Source organism: Kitasatospora sp. NPDC057198 (assembly GCF_042670125.1).
Lineage (GTDB): Bacteria > Actinomycetota > Actinomycetes > Streptomycetales > Streptomycetaceae > Kitasatospora.
Map to the genome: position 1 here is coordinate 1 of NZ_JBHUWH010000183.1, position 14,034 is coordinate 14,034.

The window sequence follows — 14,034 nt, forward strand, 5'->3', positions numbered from 1 at the left end:
CCCCCTACCTCCCGCGGGCGGATCCCGCACGCCGGGCTGGGCCGAACGATCGGGCCGACGGCTGGGCCGAACGGATGACGCCCGGCCCGGCCGGCGGCGCGGTGCCCGGCCGCTGCGCCCCCGACGCCGCTAGCGTCCTGCGGGATCGGCCGGACCGGGGACGCACGGCCCGAACCATCCCCGAACCGGAACCCGAACCGACCCAGGACCCGAACCGGCCCGGGACCCAACCCAGGACCCGAACCGGCCCGGGACCCGACATGGGACCCGAACCGGCCCGGCCCCGGGATCGAACGGACGCGGACGGGAGCGGCGGGTGCGCTGGACGGCGGCGGCGGAGGCGGCCCTGTGGTGGGTGGTGCTGTGCGGCCTGTACACGCTGCTGATCTCGACCGTCGACGCCCTCGAACTGCTGGTCGGCGCGCTGCTCGCCCTGCTGGGCGCGGCGGTGGCCGGCCCGGCGCGGCGGGCGGCGGGGGCCCGGCCGGGCGGGGCCCGGGGGTGGTGGCCGGCGCTGTGGTCCTGGCCGCTGGCGGTGGTGGCGGACACCTGGCGGCTGGCCGTGCTGACCGTCCGGCCGGCGCTCGCCCGGCCCGCCTTCCGTGAGCTGGAGCTGCCCGAACGCACCGGCCCGGCCTGGGCGTTGATGCTCTACTCGGCCACTCCGGGCGGCTACGCGGTCGCCGACGACCCGCCCCGGGTGCACGTTCTCGTCGCCGAACCCGGCCTGCTGGAGCGGAAGTTGACGGCTCCGGGGGGCGGTCCGCGGTGAACGGCTGGCTGATCGCCGCGGCCGTGGACTGCGCCGCGCTCGCCCCGTGCCTGTGGCGGTGCGCCGTCGGCCCGGCGCAGGAGCGGCTCACCGCGCCGGCGTTGGCCGGTTCGGTGCTGGTCGCGCTGTTCCTGCTGCTCGCCCAGGGGCTGGGCCGCTCCTCGTACGTGGACCTCGCGCTCGTGCTGGCCGTCCTCGCCCCCGCCGGGACGCTGGTGTTCACCCGGCTGCTGGCGGGCGAGCCCTACCCCGAGAACGCCGCGGAGAGCGGACCGGAGCAGGGGTGAGGGCCGCACGGCCGGCACCGTTCCCACCGAACCCCCTTGCCCTGGAGGAGAATTGACCTCACGCCATGTCCTGGCCCTGGTGCTGCTGGCAGCCGGTTCGGGGGCGCTGCTGCTCGCGGCGGCGGCGCTCGTCCGGCTGCCGGGGCGGTACCTGCGGCTGCACGCGCTGTCGGCGGCGAGCACCCTGGGGGTGCCGCTGACGGCGGCGGCCGCGGCGGTGGAGACCGGGCCGGGGCGGGCGGCGGGGAAGCTGCTGCTGATCGGGGCGCTGGTGCTGGCCGCGGGCCCGGTCACCACGATGGCGATCGGGCGGCTGACCGTCCGGCTGGACGCGGAGCGGGCCCGGTGACCGGGCTGATCGCGGTCGCGCTGCTGCTGACCGCGGCGTTCGCGACGCTCGCGGTGCTGACCCGCGACCCGGCCCGGCAGGCGGTGGTGCTGTCCGGGCTCGGCCTGGCGCTGGCCCTCCTGTTCACCCTCCTGCAGGCCCCGGACGTGGCACTGTCCCAGCTCGGGGTCGGCACCGCGATCACGCCGCTGCTGATCCTGTTGACCGTCCGCAAGGTGCGCCGCGAACCGGTGCACAAGGGGGGCCGCGAGGACGGGGAGCGGGAGCGGGAGCGGTGAGGCCGGGCACCCGCCTGGCGCTGTTCGTCCCGGCGGCGGGCGTGCTGGCCGTCGCGTTCGGCGCCGCGGCGCTGCGGCTGCCGGCCTTCGGCGGCGACCGGCACCCGTACGGCGCGCGGGCGGTGGCCGCCGCGCTGGCGCACCGCACGGCCAACGCGGTGTCGTCCGTCAACTTCGACCAGCGGGCCTTCGACACCCTCGGCGAGGAGTCGATCCTGTTCGCGTCGGTGCTCGGCGCGACGCTGCTGCTGCGCCTGGCCCGGGACGAGCACCGCCGCCGTCCGGCGCCGGGGCGGGTGCTGTCCGGCACCCGGCTGCTGGGCGCGGCGCTGCTGCCGTTCGCGCTGCTGACCGGCGGTTACGTGGTCGCGCACGGCGCGCTCAGCCCGGGTGGCGGCTTCCAGGGCGGGGTGGTGCTGGCCACCGGCCTGCACCTGGCGTACGTCGCCGCCGACTACCGGGCGCTGCGGCGGCTGCGCCCGCTGGCGGTGCTGGACGTCGCGGACGGGCTGGCGGCGGGCGCGTTCGCGGCGCTGGGCCTGGCGGGGCTGGCGGCGGGCGGGGCGTACCTGCAGAACGTGCTGCCGCTGGGGACGTTCGGGACGCTGGCCTCCAGCGGCCTGGTGGCGGTGGTCAACGCGGTGGTGGGGGTGGAGGTGGCGTGCGGGGTGGTCGTGCTGCTGGCGCACTTCCTGGAGCAGGCGGTGGAGACCGCGGAGAAGGACGGTCACTGAATGGGCGTGCTGCCGTACCTGGTGGCGGGGTGGATCCTGCTGGCGGGCTGCTACGGGCTGGTGACCAGCCGGAACCTGATCCACGCGGTGGGGTGCCTGGCGGTGGCCCAGTCCTCCACGTACGTGCTGCTGCTGACGGTCGGCTACCGCGCGGGGGCGACCGCGCCGGTCTTCTCGGACCTGCCGACCGACGCGCCGGTGGTCGACCCGGTGGTGCAGGCGCTGGCGCTCACCGACGTGGTGGTGGGCGCCACCGTCACGGCGCTGCTGCTGGCGCTGGTGATCCAGCTGCGCAAGCGCCACGGCACCGTCGACCCGCAGCGGCTGACCGGCCTGCGGGGCTGAGCGGGTGACCCCCGGAACCGCCGCCGCACCGCTGGCCGCCGCGCTGCCGTCCGCCACCGACCTGCCGTCCGCCGCCGCACCGCTGGCCGCCGCACCGCTCGCTGCCGCGCTGCCGTCCGCCGCCGACCTGCTGCCGCTGGCCGTGGCGGTGCCGCTGCTGGGCGCGGCGCTGCTCGCCGTCACCGGCCGCCGGCTGCCGCGCACCGCGCGCGACACCGTCGCCGCCTGCTGTTCGGCCGCGCAGGTGCTCTGCCTGGGGGCGCTGTGGGTGCGCACCGGGGACGGCGTCGCGGTGTCCTGGCTGGGCGGCTGGGGGCCGGTGGGCGGGGAGTCGGTGGGCATCGTGCTGGCCGCCGACCGGATCGGCGTGCTGGCGGCGCTGCTCGCGGCGGTGCTGGTGCTGGCGGTGCTCGCCTACTCCTGGCGGTACTTCGACGAGCCGGCGGGCGACAAGGGCGGGGTGTACCCGGCGCTGCTGCTGCTCTTCTCGGCGGGCATGACCGGCTTCGCCCTGACCGGCGACCTGTTCGACGCCTTCGTGTTCTTCGAGCTGATGGGCGCGGTGGCGTACGCGCTGACCGGCTACCGGATCGAGGATCCGCGCCCGCTGCACGGCGCGCTGACCTTCGGGATCGTCAACTCCCTTGCCGCGTACGCCTCGCTGCTCGGCATCGGCCTGCTGTACGCGCGCACCGGCGAGCTCGGTCTGGCGCAGCTGGGCCGGGCGCTGGACGCCCGGCCGCCGGACGCCCTGGTGGGCTGCGCGTTCGTGCTGGTGCTGGCGGGGCCGCTGGTGAAGGCCGCCGCGGTGCCGTTCCACTTCTGGCTGCCGGACGCGCACGCGGTCGCGCCGAGCCCGGTGTGCATGCTGCTGTCGGGCGTGATGGTGGAGCTGGGCGCGTACGGCGCGGCCCGGATCCGCGGCACGGTGTTCGGCGGGCCGGGCGGCGTGCCGGCGGACGCGGTGCGGCCGGTGCTGCTGGCGGTGGGGGTGGTGACGGCCCTGACGGGCGCGCTGATGTGCTGGCAGCAGCGGCACCTGAAGCGGCTGCTGGCGTTCTCCACGGTCGGGCACGTCGGCCTGTTCCTGGTCGGGTTCGCGCTGCTGACGCCGGAGTCGGTGGGCGGCACCGCCGTCTACCTGGCGGCGCACGCGGGCGGCAAGGCGGCGCTGTTCGGGCTGTGCGGGGTGCTGCTGGACCGCTTCGGCTCGGTGGACGAGCACGGGCTGTTCGGCCGGGGGCGCGGGCTGCCGCTGACGGCGGCCCTGTTCGCGGCGGGCGGGCTGGCGCTGGCCGGGCTGCCGCCGTTCGGGACGGGGCTGGGCAAGGCGCTCGCGGAGCACGCGGCGGGCGAGTGGGCCTGGTGGCTGCCGGCCGTGTACGTGCTGGTCTCGGCCGTCACCGGCGCCGCCGTGCTGCGGGCCGCCGCCCGGGTGTTCGGGGGCTGGGGGCGGCCCCCGGCGGAGCACCCGGGCGAGCCGGAGACCACCGGCGAGGGCGAGGAGCCGGAGGTCCGCGGCCCGCGGCGGGCGCTGCCGCGTCCGATGCTCGCCGTTCCGGCCCTGCTGCTGGCGGCCTGCCTGGCGATCGGCCTGCTGCCCGCGGTCGGCCGCCGACTGGCCGCCGCGGCGGCGGTGTTCACCGACCGCACGGGCTACCTGGGCGCCGTCCTGGATGGTGCGCCGGTGCCGCCGCCGGCCGCTCCCCCGTCCGGCTGGACGGCGTCCGGCGTGCTGCTGGGCCTGCTCTCCGCCGTGCTGGCGGCAGCCCTCGCCGCCGCCGCGCTGCGCGGTCCGCTGCCCGTCCCGGCCGGGGCCCGGCGGGCCGTCCGCGCGCTGCGCCGGCTGCACTCCGGCCTGCTGGGCGACTACGTGACCTGGCTGCTGGTCGGCCTGGCCGGGCTGCTGGCCGCCGTCGCCGCCCTGTCATGACCGCCCTCGGCGAGGGCTGACAGATCGTCCACCGTACGATTGAATGCGCTTGCTGAAAGTTGCAGAGAGCTGGAGCAAGGGGCGGGGCATGCGGGACACGGGGGATCTGATCCGGCGCTGGGCGTGCGCCACGGCGGTGCTGGCCCTGGTCGGCGCGGGGACGGCGGGGTGCTCGTCGGCCCCGGGCGGCCCGGCCGCGATCGAGGTGGACGCCGCGACGTCCCTGGCCGACCAGGCGGTGCACGTCCGGATCACCGGGCTGCGCTCCGGCGAGGAGGTCACCGTCGGCTCGCAGGCGGAGGACCAGCAGGGGAAGCAGTGGAACGGGCGGGCCGTCTTCCGGGCGGACGCCCAGGGGACGGTGGCCCTGGACGGCACCGCGCCGACCTCCGGCAGCTACCGGGCGGCGGACGGGATGGGCCTGTTCTGGTCGATGGAGCCCGCCGACGGCGATCCGGAGCACGCCTCCTTCTACCCGCCGGGCATGCTCCAGCAGAGCTACCGGGTCACCCTGACCGCCACCGCGAAGGGCCGCCCGCCGGCCTCCCGGACGCTGACCCGCCGGTGGCTCGGGGACGGCGTGACCGACCGCAGGCTGACCCTGGCGCCCGACGGGGTCTCGGGGGACCTCTTCCTCCCGGCCCCGGGCACCCCGCGCCACCCGGCGGTGCTGCTCTTCGGCGGCTCGGAGGGCGGCAACGGCCTGGCGCCGGCCGCGGCGCTGCTCGCCTCGCACGGCTACCCGGCGCTGTCCGTCGGCTACTTCGGCCGCCCCGGCCTGCCGAGCGCCCTGAAGGACGTGCCGCTGGAGTACTTCGCCACCGCGGCGCGCCTGCTGGCCGCGCAGCCCGGCACCGACCCCGGCCACCTGCTGGCACTGGGCTACTCGCGCGGCAGCGAGGCGGCCCTGCTGCTCGCCGACGACTACCCCGAACTGATCCACGGCGCGGTCGTCTACTCCCCGTCCGCGCAGGTCAACAGCGGTTTCCCGGACCGCCTCAGCACCGCCTGGACCAAGGACGGCAAGGACGTCGGCCTGGGCCCGATACCGCTCGACCGCGTCAGCGGCCCCGTCCTGGCGATCGCCGGGGCCGACGACAAGCTGTGGCCCTCGCCGCTCTGGGCCCGGCAGATCGTCCAGGAGCTCGACGCGGCCCACGACCCGTACCCGCACCGGGCGCTGGTCCTCCCGGACGCCGGGCACGGCGTCGGCACCTTCCCGTACCTGGCGGCGGGCACCCGCCCCGCCCACCCGGTGACCGGCGAGCAGACCGACCTCGGCGGCACCCGGCCGGGCAACGCCGCCGCCCAGGAGCAGGGCTGGCCCGAGGTGCTGGCCCTGCTGGCCTCGCTGTCCGGCTGAGCCCAGGCGCCGCCCGCACCGCCCGCCCGCGCCGGTCGCACCGCCCGCACCGCCCGCCCGCACCGCCCGCCCGCGCCGGTCGGATCCGCGACCGACTCCGCGACCGGCTCCGCGGCCGACTCCGCGACCGGCTCCGCGACCGACTGCCTCCGGGAGCGGCGGAGTCGACGCCCGGTCAGCCCTCCTGCGCGGCCGCGCCGTGCGCGAGGCGGTCGCGGGCGGTGCGGCCACGCCGTTCGACCGGCAGGACGCCGGTGGCGGCGGCGAGGCCGTAGGGCGGCATGTCGCCGTAGATGGACTCGTAGTTGCCGGCCGGGACGACGTACGTCTCGTGCCAGATGCCCACGTGCTGGCGGGACTTGCGCTCGAAGCGGTTGATCGTCGCCCACGCCTTGCGGTGCAGCCGGTCGGGGGCGGAGGCGTAGGCGAGCAGCTTCTCCGCGGACTCCCAGTACTGGACCACGTAGTAGGTGCGCGGCGAGCCGGCCAGCAGTTGGTGGCCGAGCAGCCCGCTGTCCGGGTCACGGGAGAGTTCGCGCAGCATCCGCGGCATCGCCAGGAACACCGGCAGCCAGTGGTGCGGGGCGCGGAAGTGGTTGATCCGCATGCCGATCAGGAAGAGCACCACCTCCCCCTCGGCGGCGGCGGTCGTCCGGCCGGGCATCGGTTTCGGTCGTGCGAACACGGGTCCCCCTCGTCCTCGGCGGGCCCTCCCGTGATGGGATAGCCCCACTCACCAAGTGCTTTGGATAGTGGCACTCATCAACGGAGGGCACAAGGGCATGCGCCTGGCGGATCTCGGCGAGCGGAGCGGCGTCCCGCTCGCCACGGTCAAGTACTACCTGCGCGAGGGGCTGCTCCCGCCCGGCCGCCGGATCAACGCCACCCAGGCCGAGTACGACGAGTCCCACCTGCGGCGGCTGCGCCTGGTGCGGGCGATGATCCAGGTCGGGCGGATCCCGGTGGCCACCGTCCGCGAGGTGCTGGCGCACGTGGACGACGACTCGCTGGGCCGCACCGTCCGGCTCGGCGCCGCGCTCTGGGCGCTGCCGTACCCCGCCGGGGAGGCCCCCGGCACCCCGCCGGACGCCGAGGACCCGTCCCGGGCCGCCGCGCTGGTGCTGGTCGACGCGCTGCTGGAGCGCCTCGGCTGGTCCATCGCCCGCGAGCTCGGCGACCTCTCCCCCGCCCACCGTGCCCTGGTCGCCACCCTGGCCACCCTGCACCGCCTCGGCTACCCGCTCGACGCGGACGACCTGCTGCCCTACGCCCGCACCATGGAGCAGGCCGCCGTCCACGACCTCGACCGGACGGACCGACTGCCCACCGACCGCGAGCGCGCCGAGTACGCCGTCGCCTCCGCCGTCCTCTTCGAGCCCGTCCTGCTCAACCTCCGCCGCCTGGCCCAGGCCGAGGAGTCCGGCCGCCGCCACGGCCTGTGACCCGGCACGGCACCCGGCGCGTACCGGCACCCGGCGCGTACCGGCGCCCGGCGCGGGGTAGGCGAACCGGTCGTCGCCCCCTCACGGAAGCAGGTCCCGCCGATGGCGTGCCGGATCAGTGAACTCGTCCTGGGCTGCCGCGAGCCCGAAGCGCTGGCCCGCTTCTGGTGCGCGGTGCTGGACTTCGTGGAACTCGGCCGCGAGCCGGACGGCGGCATCGAGATCGGCCCGCCCGAGGGCTTCGGCGGCGCCCGGCCCACCCTGGTCCTCAGCCCCGAGGCCGAGCCGCACCCGGGCCTGCCGCGCCTGCACCTCGACGTCAGCCCCACCGACCGCGACCAGGACGCCGAGCTGGAGCGCCTGCTCGCCCTCGGCGCCCGCCCGGCCGACGTCGGGCAGAGCGGCGAGGAGTCCTGGCACGTCCTCGCCGACCCGGAGGGCAACGTGTTCTGCCTGCTCAAGGCCCGGATCAGGGAGCTCTGAGCACCCCCGCCCCGCGGCTCCCGGAAATTCCCCCGGGAGCCGCGATGAGTTTCCCGCCCGCCGCCGGTACGTACGGTCGAGCCCCGCCGGACCCGGCGGGGCGGACCGGGAACGAGCACGAGGGAGGGAGTCCGATGTCGGACACCCGTACGGCGGACGTCGCCGCGATCCAGGCGGTACTGGCGGACACCTACAAAGCATGGGAGGCCGGCGACGCCGGGGCGATGGTCGCCGACTACACGGAGGACGCGACCGCGATCCTCCCCGGCTCGCTGCGCGACGGCCGCGAGGCCGTCCGGGCGAACATGGAGCGCTCCTTCGCCGGCCCGCTGCGCTCCACCTCCACCTGGAACCGCACGCTGAGCGTGCGCTTCCTGGGCCGGGACGCCGCGATCGTGCTCACCGAGTCGGGCATCCTGTTCGGCGGCGCGAGCGAAGTCCCCGAGGACCGGAAGGTCCACGCGACCTGGGTGCTGGAGAAGCGCGACGGCCGCTGGCTGATCGCCTCCTACCACAACAGCCCGGTGCACGCGCCGGCCCACTGACGGACGCCCGTCCTCCTCCTCCGCGCGCCCGCCCCGCCCGTCGGCCGACCGGCCCGCCGGCGCCGCCGGTGTTTCCGTTCGGGCGGGGCGGTCAGACGCCCGGCAGTGGTGTCGTCTGCGCGAAGGAGGATGTCCCGTGTCCAGGACTGTCGCGGATCAGGTGCTCGCCCGCTTGCGGGAGTGGGGCGTGGAGCAGGTGTTCGGGTACCCGGGGGACGGGATCAACGGGTTGTTGGCGGCGTGGGGGCGGGCCGACGACCAGCCCTCCTTCGTGCAGGCCAGGCACGAGGAGATGGCCGCGTTCGAGGCGGTGGGGTTCGCCAAGTTCTCGGGGAAGGTCGGGGTGTGCGCGGCGACCTCCGGGCCGGGCGCGATCCACCTGCTGAACGGGCTGTACGACGCGAAGTTGGACCACGTGCCGGTGGTGGCGATCGTCGGGCAGACCGACCGCAGCGCGATGGGCGGCTCGTACCAGCAGGAGGTGGACCTGCTGAGCCTGTACAAGGACGTGGCCTCGGCGTACTGCCAGATGGTGACCGTCCCGCAGCAGCTGCCGAACGTGCTGGACCGGGCGTTCCGGACGGCCGCCATGTACCGCACCGTGACCGCCGTGATCATCCCGGCGGACGTGCAGGAGCTGCCCGAGCAGGCGCCGGAGCACGCGTTCAAGATGGTGCCCTCCAGCCTGGGGATGCCGCACTCGCACCCCGTGCCGGACGACGCCGACCTGCTGCGGGCCGCCGAGGTGCTGAACGCGGGCGGCAAGGTGGCGATGCTGGTCGGCCAGGGCGCGCGGGGTGCGCGCCGGCAGGTCGAGCAGGTGGCCGAGCTGATGGGCGCGGGGGTGGCGAAGGCGCTGCTCGGCAAGGACGTGCTGCCGGACACCCTGCCGTACGTGACGGGGTCGATCGGGCTGCTGGGCACCCGGCCCTCGTACGAGCTGATGCGGGACTGCGACACCCTGCTGACGGTCGGCTCCAGCTTCCCGTACACCCAGTTCCTGCCGGAGTTCGACCAGGCGCGGGCGGTGCAGATCGACGCCGACCCGTTCATGGTGGGGCTGCGCTACCCGTACGAGGTCAACCTGGTGGGCGACGCGGCGGCGACGCTGGACCGGCTGCTGCCGATGCTGCACCGCAAGAAGGACCGGAGCTGGCGCAAGCAGGTGGAGAAGAACACCGCGCGCTGGTGGGGCGTGATGGAGGAGCGGGCGAAGGTGCCCGCGGACCCGGTCAACCCGGAGTACCTGGTGCACGCGCTGGACGCGCTGCTGCCCGAGAACGCGATCCTGACGGCGGACTCCGGCTCGGCCGCGAACTGGTACGCCCGGCACCTGCGGATGCGCGGCACGATGCGCGGTTCGCTGTCGGGCACGCTGGCGACGATGGGCCCGGGGGTGCCGTACGCGATCGGCGCGAAGTTCGCCCACCCGGACCGGCCGGTGGTGGCGCTGGTCGGCGACGGCGCGATGCAGATGAACGGGCTGGCCGAGCTGGTCACCGTCGCCCGCTACCGGGAGCGCTGGAGCGACCCGCGGCTGGTGGTGTGCGTGCTGAACAACTGCGACCTGAACCAGGTGACCTGGGAGATGCGGGCGATGCAGGGCGCGCCGAGCTTCCTGCCCTCGCAGCAGCTGCCGGACGTGCGCTACGCGGACTTCGCCGAGTCGGTGGGCCTGCGCGGCCTGCGGGTCGAGGAGCCGGGCAAGGTCCGGGCGGCCTGGGAGTGGGCGCTGGGCGCGGACCGGCCGTGCGTGCTGGACGTGCGCACCGACCCGGCGGTGCCGCCGATCCCGCCGCACGCCGACTGGGCGCAGATCAAGGACGCGGCGGAGTCGGTGCTGCGCGGCGACAGCGACCGGGCGAACGTGGTCAAGCGCGGCCTGCGGGCCAAGCTGGCCGAACTGCTGCCGCACCGGAGCAAGTCGTGACCGGACCGCTCCAGGCCGTCCGCGAGGGCCGGTTCCAGCGCTCGCTGTCGCTGGCCACCGGCGCCGGCTCGGTGGTGGCGGCCGCCGAGATCTACCTGGAGCACGACCGGGCCGGGTTCGGCAACCGGATGATGTGGTGGCCGGTGGTGCTGGGCCCGGTCGGCGCGGCGGCGGGCCTGGCGGGCGCGCTGGACGCCCGGGCGGCCCGGACGCTGCTGCCGCTGGCCTCGGCGGCGATCGCCGCGAACGGGCTGCAGGGGTTCTGGCTGCACGTGCGCGGGGTCGCCGAGAAGCCGGGCGGCTGGCGGATGGCCCGGTTCAACTTGGAGACCGGCCCGCCGGTGTTCGCCCCGCTGCTGCTGGGCATGGTCGGCGGAATGGGCCTGGTCGCGACGGTGCTGCGGCGCGAGGGGCGGTCGTGAGCGCGGAGCGGTCGGCGCCCGGGGAGCGGCCGGAGTACCGCGGCCGGTTCCCCGGCTACGACTCGCTGGCCCGCCGCCCGCAGTGGGACGAGGTGACGGCCGCCCTGGTGACCTCCCGGGTCGCCGGGCCGTGCCCGCCGCTGCGGCTGTTCACGCCCGCCGAGGAGGCCACCGCCCGGGCCCTGCTGAACCGGCTGCTGGACGACCCGCCGGTCGACCTGCTGCAGATGATCGACGCCCGACTCGCCGAGCGGGAGACCGACGGCTGGCACTACGCCGACCTGCCGCCCGACGACCGGGCGTGGCCGGAGACGATGCGCGCGCTGGACGAGGACGCCCGCGCGCTGCCCGGCCGCCCCTCCTTCGCCGAGCTGACGGAGCGCCGGCAGGACGGCCTGATCGAGAAGGTCCGCCGGGCGGTGCGCTGGCACGGCTGGCCCGCCGAGCACGTGTGGAGCCTGTGGACGCGCTACGCGTGCACCGCGTACTACAGCCACCCGGAGTCCTGGAACGAGATCGGCTTCGGCGGCCCGGCGTTCCCGTCCGGCTACGCCCGGCTGGGCGTCGGGCGGCGCGAGCGCTGGGAGGTCGCCGACGCGCACCCCGAGCGGCAGCCGGACGCCGACCGGCCCGACCCGCCGCCGCTGCCCGCCGTCACCGACCCCGGCCGGCACGGCGAGGCGAAGGCCGCGCTCGCCACCCTGCGGCAGACCACCCGCCGCCAGCGGTCGGTGCGCCGGCGCAACGCCTCCGCGTGGCTGCTGCCGCAGGACGGCCTGGGCTTCGACCGGCAGCTGGTCGAGCGGATGCGCCGCCACCGGGACGAGGACGAGGTCGACCTGGTGGTCGTCGGCTGCGGCGCGGGCGGCACCGTGCTGGCGCAGCGGATGGCCCGGGCCGGCTGGTCGGTGGTGGTGCTGGAGGCGGGCCCGTTCTGGGACCCGCTGCGCGACTGGGTGAGCGACGAGTACGGCTCGCACCACCTGTACTGGACCGAGCCGCGGGTGCTGTCGGGCTCCGACCCGGTGCCGATGGGGTCGAACAACTCCGGGCGCGGGGTGGGCGGTTCGATGGTGCACTTCGCCGGGTACGCGCCGCGCTTCCACCCGTCGGACTTCGAGACGCACCGCCGGGACGGGGTGGGCGCCGACTGGCCGCTGTCGTACGCCGACCTGCGCGCCTCGTACCAGCGGCTGGAGGCGGAGCTGCCGGTGGCGGGCCAGTACTGGCCGTGGGGCGAGCCGCACGCCTACCCGCACGCGCCGCACCCGGTCGGCGGCAACGGCGAGGTGTTCCTGCGCGGGGCGGCGGCGCTCGGGCTGGAGGCCCGGGTCGGGCCGGTGGCGATCTCCAACGGCCGGTTCGGGCGGCGCCCGCACTGCGTGTACCGGGGCTTCTGCCTCCAGGGCTGCAAGGTCAACGCGAAGGCGTCCCCGCTGATCACCCACCTGCCGGACGCGCTGGCGCACGGCGTGGAGGTCCGCGCCGACGCGATGGCCTGCGCGGTCGAGCTCGGCCCGGACGGGCTGGCGAGCGGCGTGCGCTACCTGCGCGGCGGGCGCGAGCACCTCCAGCGGGCCCGCACGGTGGCGGTCGCCGGGTACGCGATCGAGACGCCCCGGCTGCTGCTCAACTCGGCGAACGCGCGCTTCCCCGACGGCCTGTGCAACGACTTCGACCAGGTCGGCCGGTACGTGATGGTGCAGGGCGCGCCGCAGGTCTCCGGCCGCTTCGAGCAGGAGGTGCGGGCGTACAAGGCGCCGCCGCCGGAGGTGTCGACGGAGGCGTTCTACGAGACCGACCCGGCCAAGCCGTACCGGCGGGGCTTCAGCATCCAGACCGTCTCGCCGATGCCGATCACCTGGGCCGAGCACGTGGTCGCCCAGGGCCACTGGGGCGCGAACCTGCGCCGCTACCTGTCCGACTACGTGCACTGGGCGACGCTGGGCGGGCTGGCCGAACTGCTCCCGCAGGCCGGCAACCGGGTCACCCTGGCGGAGGAGAAGGACCGGCACGGGCTGCCGGTCGCGCACTTCGCCTACTCGCAGTGCGACAACGACAGGCAGCTGATCGCGGCGGCGGGCGACGCCATGAAGGCGATCCTGGTCGCGGCGGGCGCCAGCGAGGTGATCACCATCGACCGGTACGCGCACCTGGTGGGCGGCTGCCGGATGGCGGCCCGGCCCGAGGACGGCGTGGTCGACCGGGACCTGCGCTCCTTCGCGGTGCCGAACCTGCTGATCACCGACGGCAGCGTGCTGCCGACCCAGGGCGCCGCCAACCCGGCGCTGACCATCATGGCCGTGGTCGACCGGGCGGCGGGCGTGCTCGCCGCCGGTGCCCGCAGCGGCCTGCGGACCCCGAGCTGACGGAGTGACGATCATGTGGACCGATCATCCGGTCGAATGGCTGACGGCGCGGGTGTACACCGTCCCGACCGACCGTCCCGAGGCCGACGGCACCCTCTCCTGGGACTCCACCACCCTGGTGCTGGTCGAGGCGGGCAGCGGCCCGGTCACCGGCCTGGGCTGGACGTACGGCCCGCCCGCCGCCGCCTCGCTGGTGCGCGAGCAGCTCGGCCCGGTGGTGCTCGGCCGCGACGCGCTCGACACCTCCGGCGCGTACGAGGCGATGCGCCGGGCGCTGCGCAACGCGGGCCGGCCGGGCCTGGGCACGTACGCGCTGTCCGCCGTCGACCTGGCGCTGTGGGACCTGGCGGCGCGGCTGCTGGACGTCCCGCTGGTGGGGCTGCTGGGCGGGCGGCCCCGGCCGGTCGAGGTGTACGGCAGCGGCGGCTTCACCACGTACCCGGACCGGGTGCTGGAGCGGCAGTTGCGCGGCTGGGTCGAGGAGCAGGGCATCCCGCGCGTCAAGATCAAGATCGGTGAGGCGTGGGGCAGCCGCCCCGAACGCGACCTGGAGCGGATCGCCACCGCCCGCGCCGCGATCGGCCCCGACCCGGCGCTGTACGTGGACGCCAACGGCGCGTTCACCGCGAAGCGGGCGATCCGGCTGGCGGCGGCGTTCGCCGACGACGGGGTGACCTGGTTCGAGGAGCCGGTGCCCTCCGACGACCCGGCGGCCCTGGCGGCCGTCCGCGCCGCCGTCGCCCCCGACGTGGCGGCCGGCGAGTACGGCGACGACGCCCGCT

Annotated in this window: 16 protein-coding genes; 15 read left to right on the forward strand and 1 reads right to left on the reverse strand. The window is 76.1% G+C overall.

Annotated elements, in window-relative coordinates; all coding sequences use genetic code 11:
• Positions 1 to 316: 316 nt before the first annotated feature.
• The 8 genes from ACFUEL_RS20865 (at position 317) to ACFUEL_RS20900 (ending at position 6,061) form a co-directional block, all read left to right on the forward strand.
• Positions 317 to 772 (forward strand): hypothetical protein, encoded by a 456-nt coding sequence (locus ACFUEL_RS20865; protein WP_380237909.1) that lies wholly within the window; start codon positions 317 to 319, stop codon positions 770 to 772.
• Positions 769 to 1,059 (forward strand): monovalent cation/H+ antiporter complex subunit F, encoded by a 291-nt coding sequence (locus ACFUEL_RS20870; RefSeq protein WP_380237910.1) that lies wholly within the window; start codon positions 769 to 771, stop codon positions 1,057 to 1,059. Before ACFUEL_RS20865 ends, ACFUEL_RS20870 begins: the two co-directional genes overlap by 4 nt.
• A gap of 52 nt (positions 1,060 to 1,111) precedes the next feature.
• The gene (locus tag ACFUEL_RS20875; protein WP_380237911.1) at positions 1,112 to 1,408 is read left to right on the forward strand and encodes a cation:proton antiporter; all 297 of its coding nucleotides are present in this window, start codon (positions 1,112 to 1,114) and stop codon (positions 1,406 to 1,408) included.
• The gene (locus ACFUEL_RS20880) at positions 1,405 to 1,686 is read left to right on the forward strand and encodes a Na(+)/H(+) antiporter subunit B (protein ID WP_380237913.1); all 282 of its coding nucleotides are present in this window, start codon (positions 1,405 to 1,407) and stop codon (positions 1,684 to 1,686) included. The genes ACFUEL_RS20875 and ACFUEL_RS20880 overlap by 4 nt, the downstream gene beginning before the upstream one ends.
• Positions 1,683 to 2,420, forward strand: a complete 738-nt coding sequence (locus ACFUEL_RS20885; RefSeq protein WP_380237914.1) for an MnhB domain-containing protein — start codon at positions 1,683 to 1,685, stop codon at positions 2,418 to 2,420. The genes ACFUEL_RS20880 and ACFUEL_RS20885 overlap by 4 nt, the downstream gene beginning before the upstream one ends.
• Entirely contained in the window at positions 2,421 to 2,765 is a 345-nt protein-coding gene (locus ACFUEL_RS20890) for a sodium:proton antiporter (protein ID WP_380237916.1), read from the forward strand.
• A 109-nt stretch (positions 2,766 to 2,874) separates the two neighbouring features.
• On the forward strand, positions 2,875 to 4,698 hold the full coding sequence (locus tag ACFUEL_RS20895; protein ID WP_380237928.1) for a complex I subunit 5 family protein: 1,824 nt from the start codon (positions 2,875 to 2,877) through the stop codon (positions 4,696 to 4,698).
• Between the two features lie 88 nt (positions 4,699 to 4,786).
• A complete protein-coding gene (locus ACFUEL_RS20900) occupies positions 4,787 to 6,061 on the forward strand; it encodes an acyl-CoA thioesterase/bile acid-CoA:amino acid N-acyltransferase family protein (protein WP_380237917.1) in 1,275 nt (424 codons plus the stop codon).
• A gap of 175 nt (positions 6,062 to 6,236) precedes the next feature.
• Here the strand turns inward: ACFUEL_RS20900 and ACFUEL_RS20905 are convergent, their stop codons facing one another.
• Entirely contained in the window at positions 6,237 to 6,725 is a 489-nt protein-coding gene (locus tag ACFUEL_RS20905; RefSeq protein WP_380237929.1) for a DUF4188 domain-containing protein, read from the reverse strand.
• A 118-nt stretch (positions 6,726 to 6,843) separates the two neighbouring features.
• On the opposite strand from ACFUEL_RS20905, the gene ACFUEL_RS20910 reads away from it, so the two are divergent.
• The 7 genes from ACFUEL_RS20910 to ACFUEL_RS20940 form a co-directional block, all read left to right on the forward strand.
• Positions 6,844 to 7,503 (forward strand): MerR family transcriptional regulator, encoded by a 660-nt coding sequence (locus ACFUEL_RS20910; protein ID WP_380237919.1) that lies wholly within the window; start codon positions 6,844 to 6,846, stop codon positions 7,501 to 7,503.
• Positions 7,504 to 7,605: 102 nt separating this feature from the next.
• Positions 7,606 to 7,986, forward strand: a complete 381-nt coding sequence (locus ACFUEL_RS20915; RefSeq protein ID WP_380237920.1) for a VOC family protein — start codon at positions 7,606 to 7,608, stop codon at positions 7,984 to 7,986.
• A 134-nt stretch (positions 7,987 to 8,120) separates the two neighbouring features.
• On the forward strand, positions 8,121 to 8,531 hold the full coding sequence (locus tag ACFUEL_RS20920; RefSeq protein ID WP_380237922.1) for an SgcJ/EcaC family oxidoreductase: 411 nt from the start codon (positions 8,121 to 8,123) through the stop codon (positions 8,529 to 8,531).
• 136 nt (positions 8,532 to 8,667) lie between these two features.
• The gene (locus tag ACFUEL_RS20925) at positions 8,668 to 10,461 is read left to right on the forward strand and encodes a thiamine pyrophosphate-requiring protein (protein ID WP_380237923.1); all 1,794 of its coding nucleotides are present in this window, start codon (positions 8,668 to 8,670) and stop codon (positions 10,459 to 10,461) included.
• Complete coding sequence (locus tag ACFUEL_RS20930; protein WP_380237924.1) at positions 10,458 to 10,883, forward strand: hypothetical protein; 426 nt, start codon at positions 10,458 to 10,460, stop codon at positions 10,881 to 10,883. The genes ACFUEL_RS20925 and ACFUEL_RS20930 overlap by 4 nt, the downstream gene beginning before the upstream one ends.
• Complete coding sequence (locus tag ACFUEL_RS20935; protein ID WP_380237926.1) at positions 10,880 to 13,252, forward strand: GMC family oxidoreductase; 2,373 nt, start codon at positions 10,880 to 10,882, stop codon at positions 13,250 to 13,252. Before ACFUEL_RS20930 ends, ACFUEL_RS20935 begins: the two co-directional genes overlap by 4 nt.
• 13 nt (positions 13,253 to 13,265) lie before the next feature.
• On the forward strand, positions 13,266 to 14,034 hold a 769-nt coding region (locus ACFUEL_RS20940; protein ID WP_380237927.1), incomplete at its 3' end, for an enolase C-terminal domain-like protein.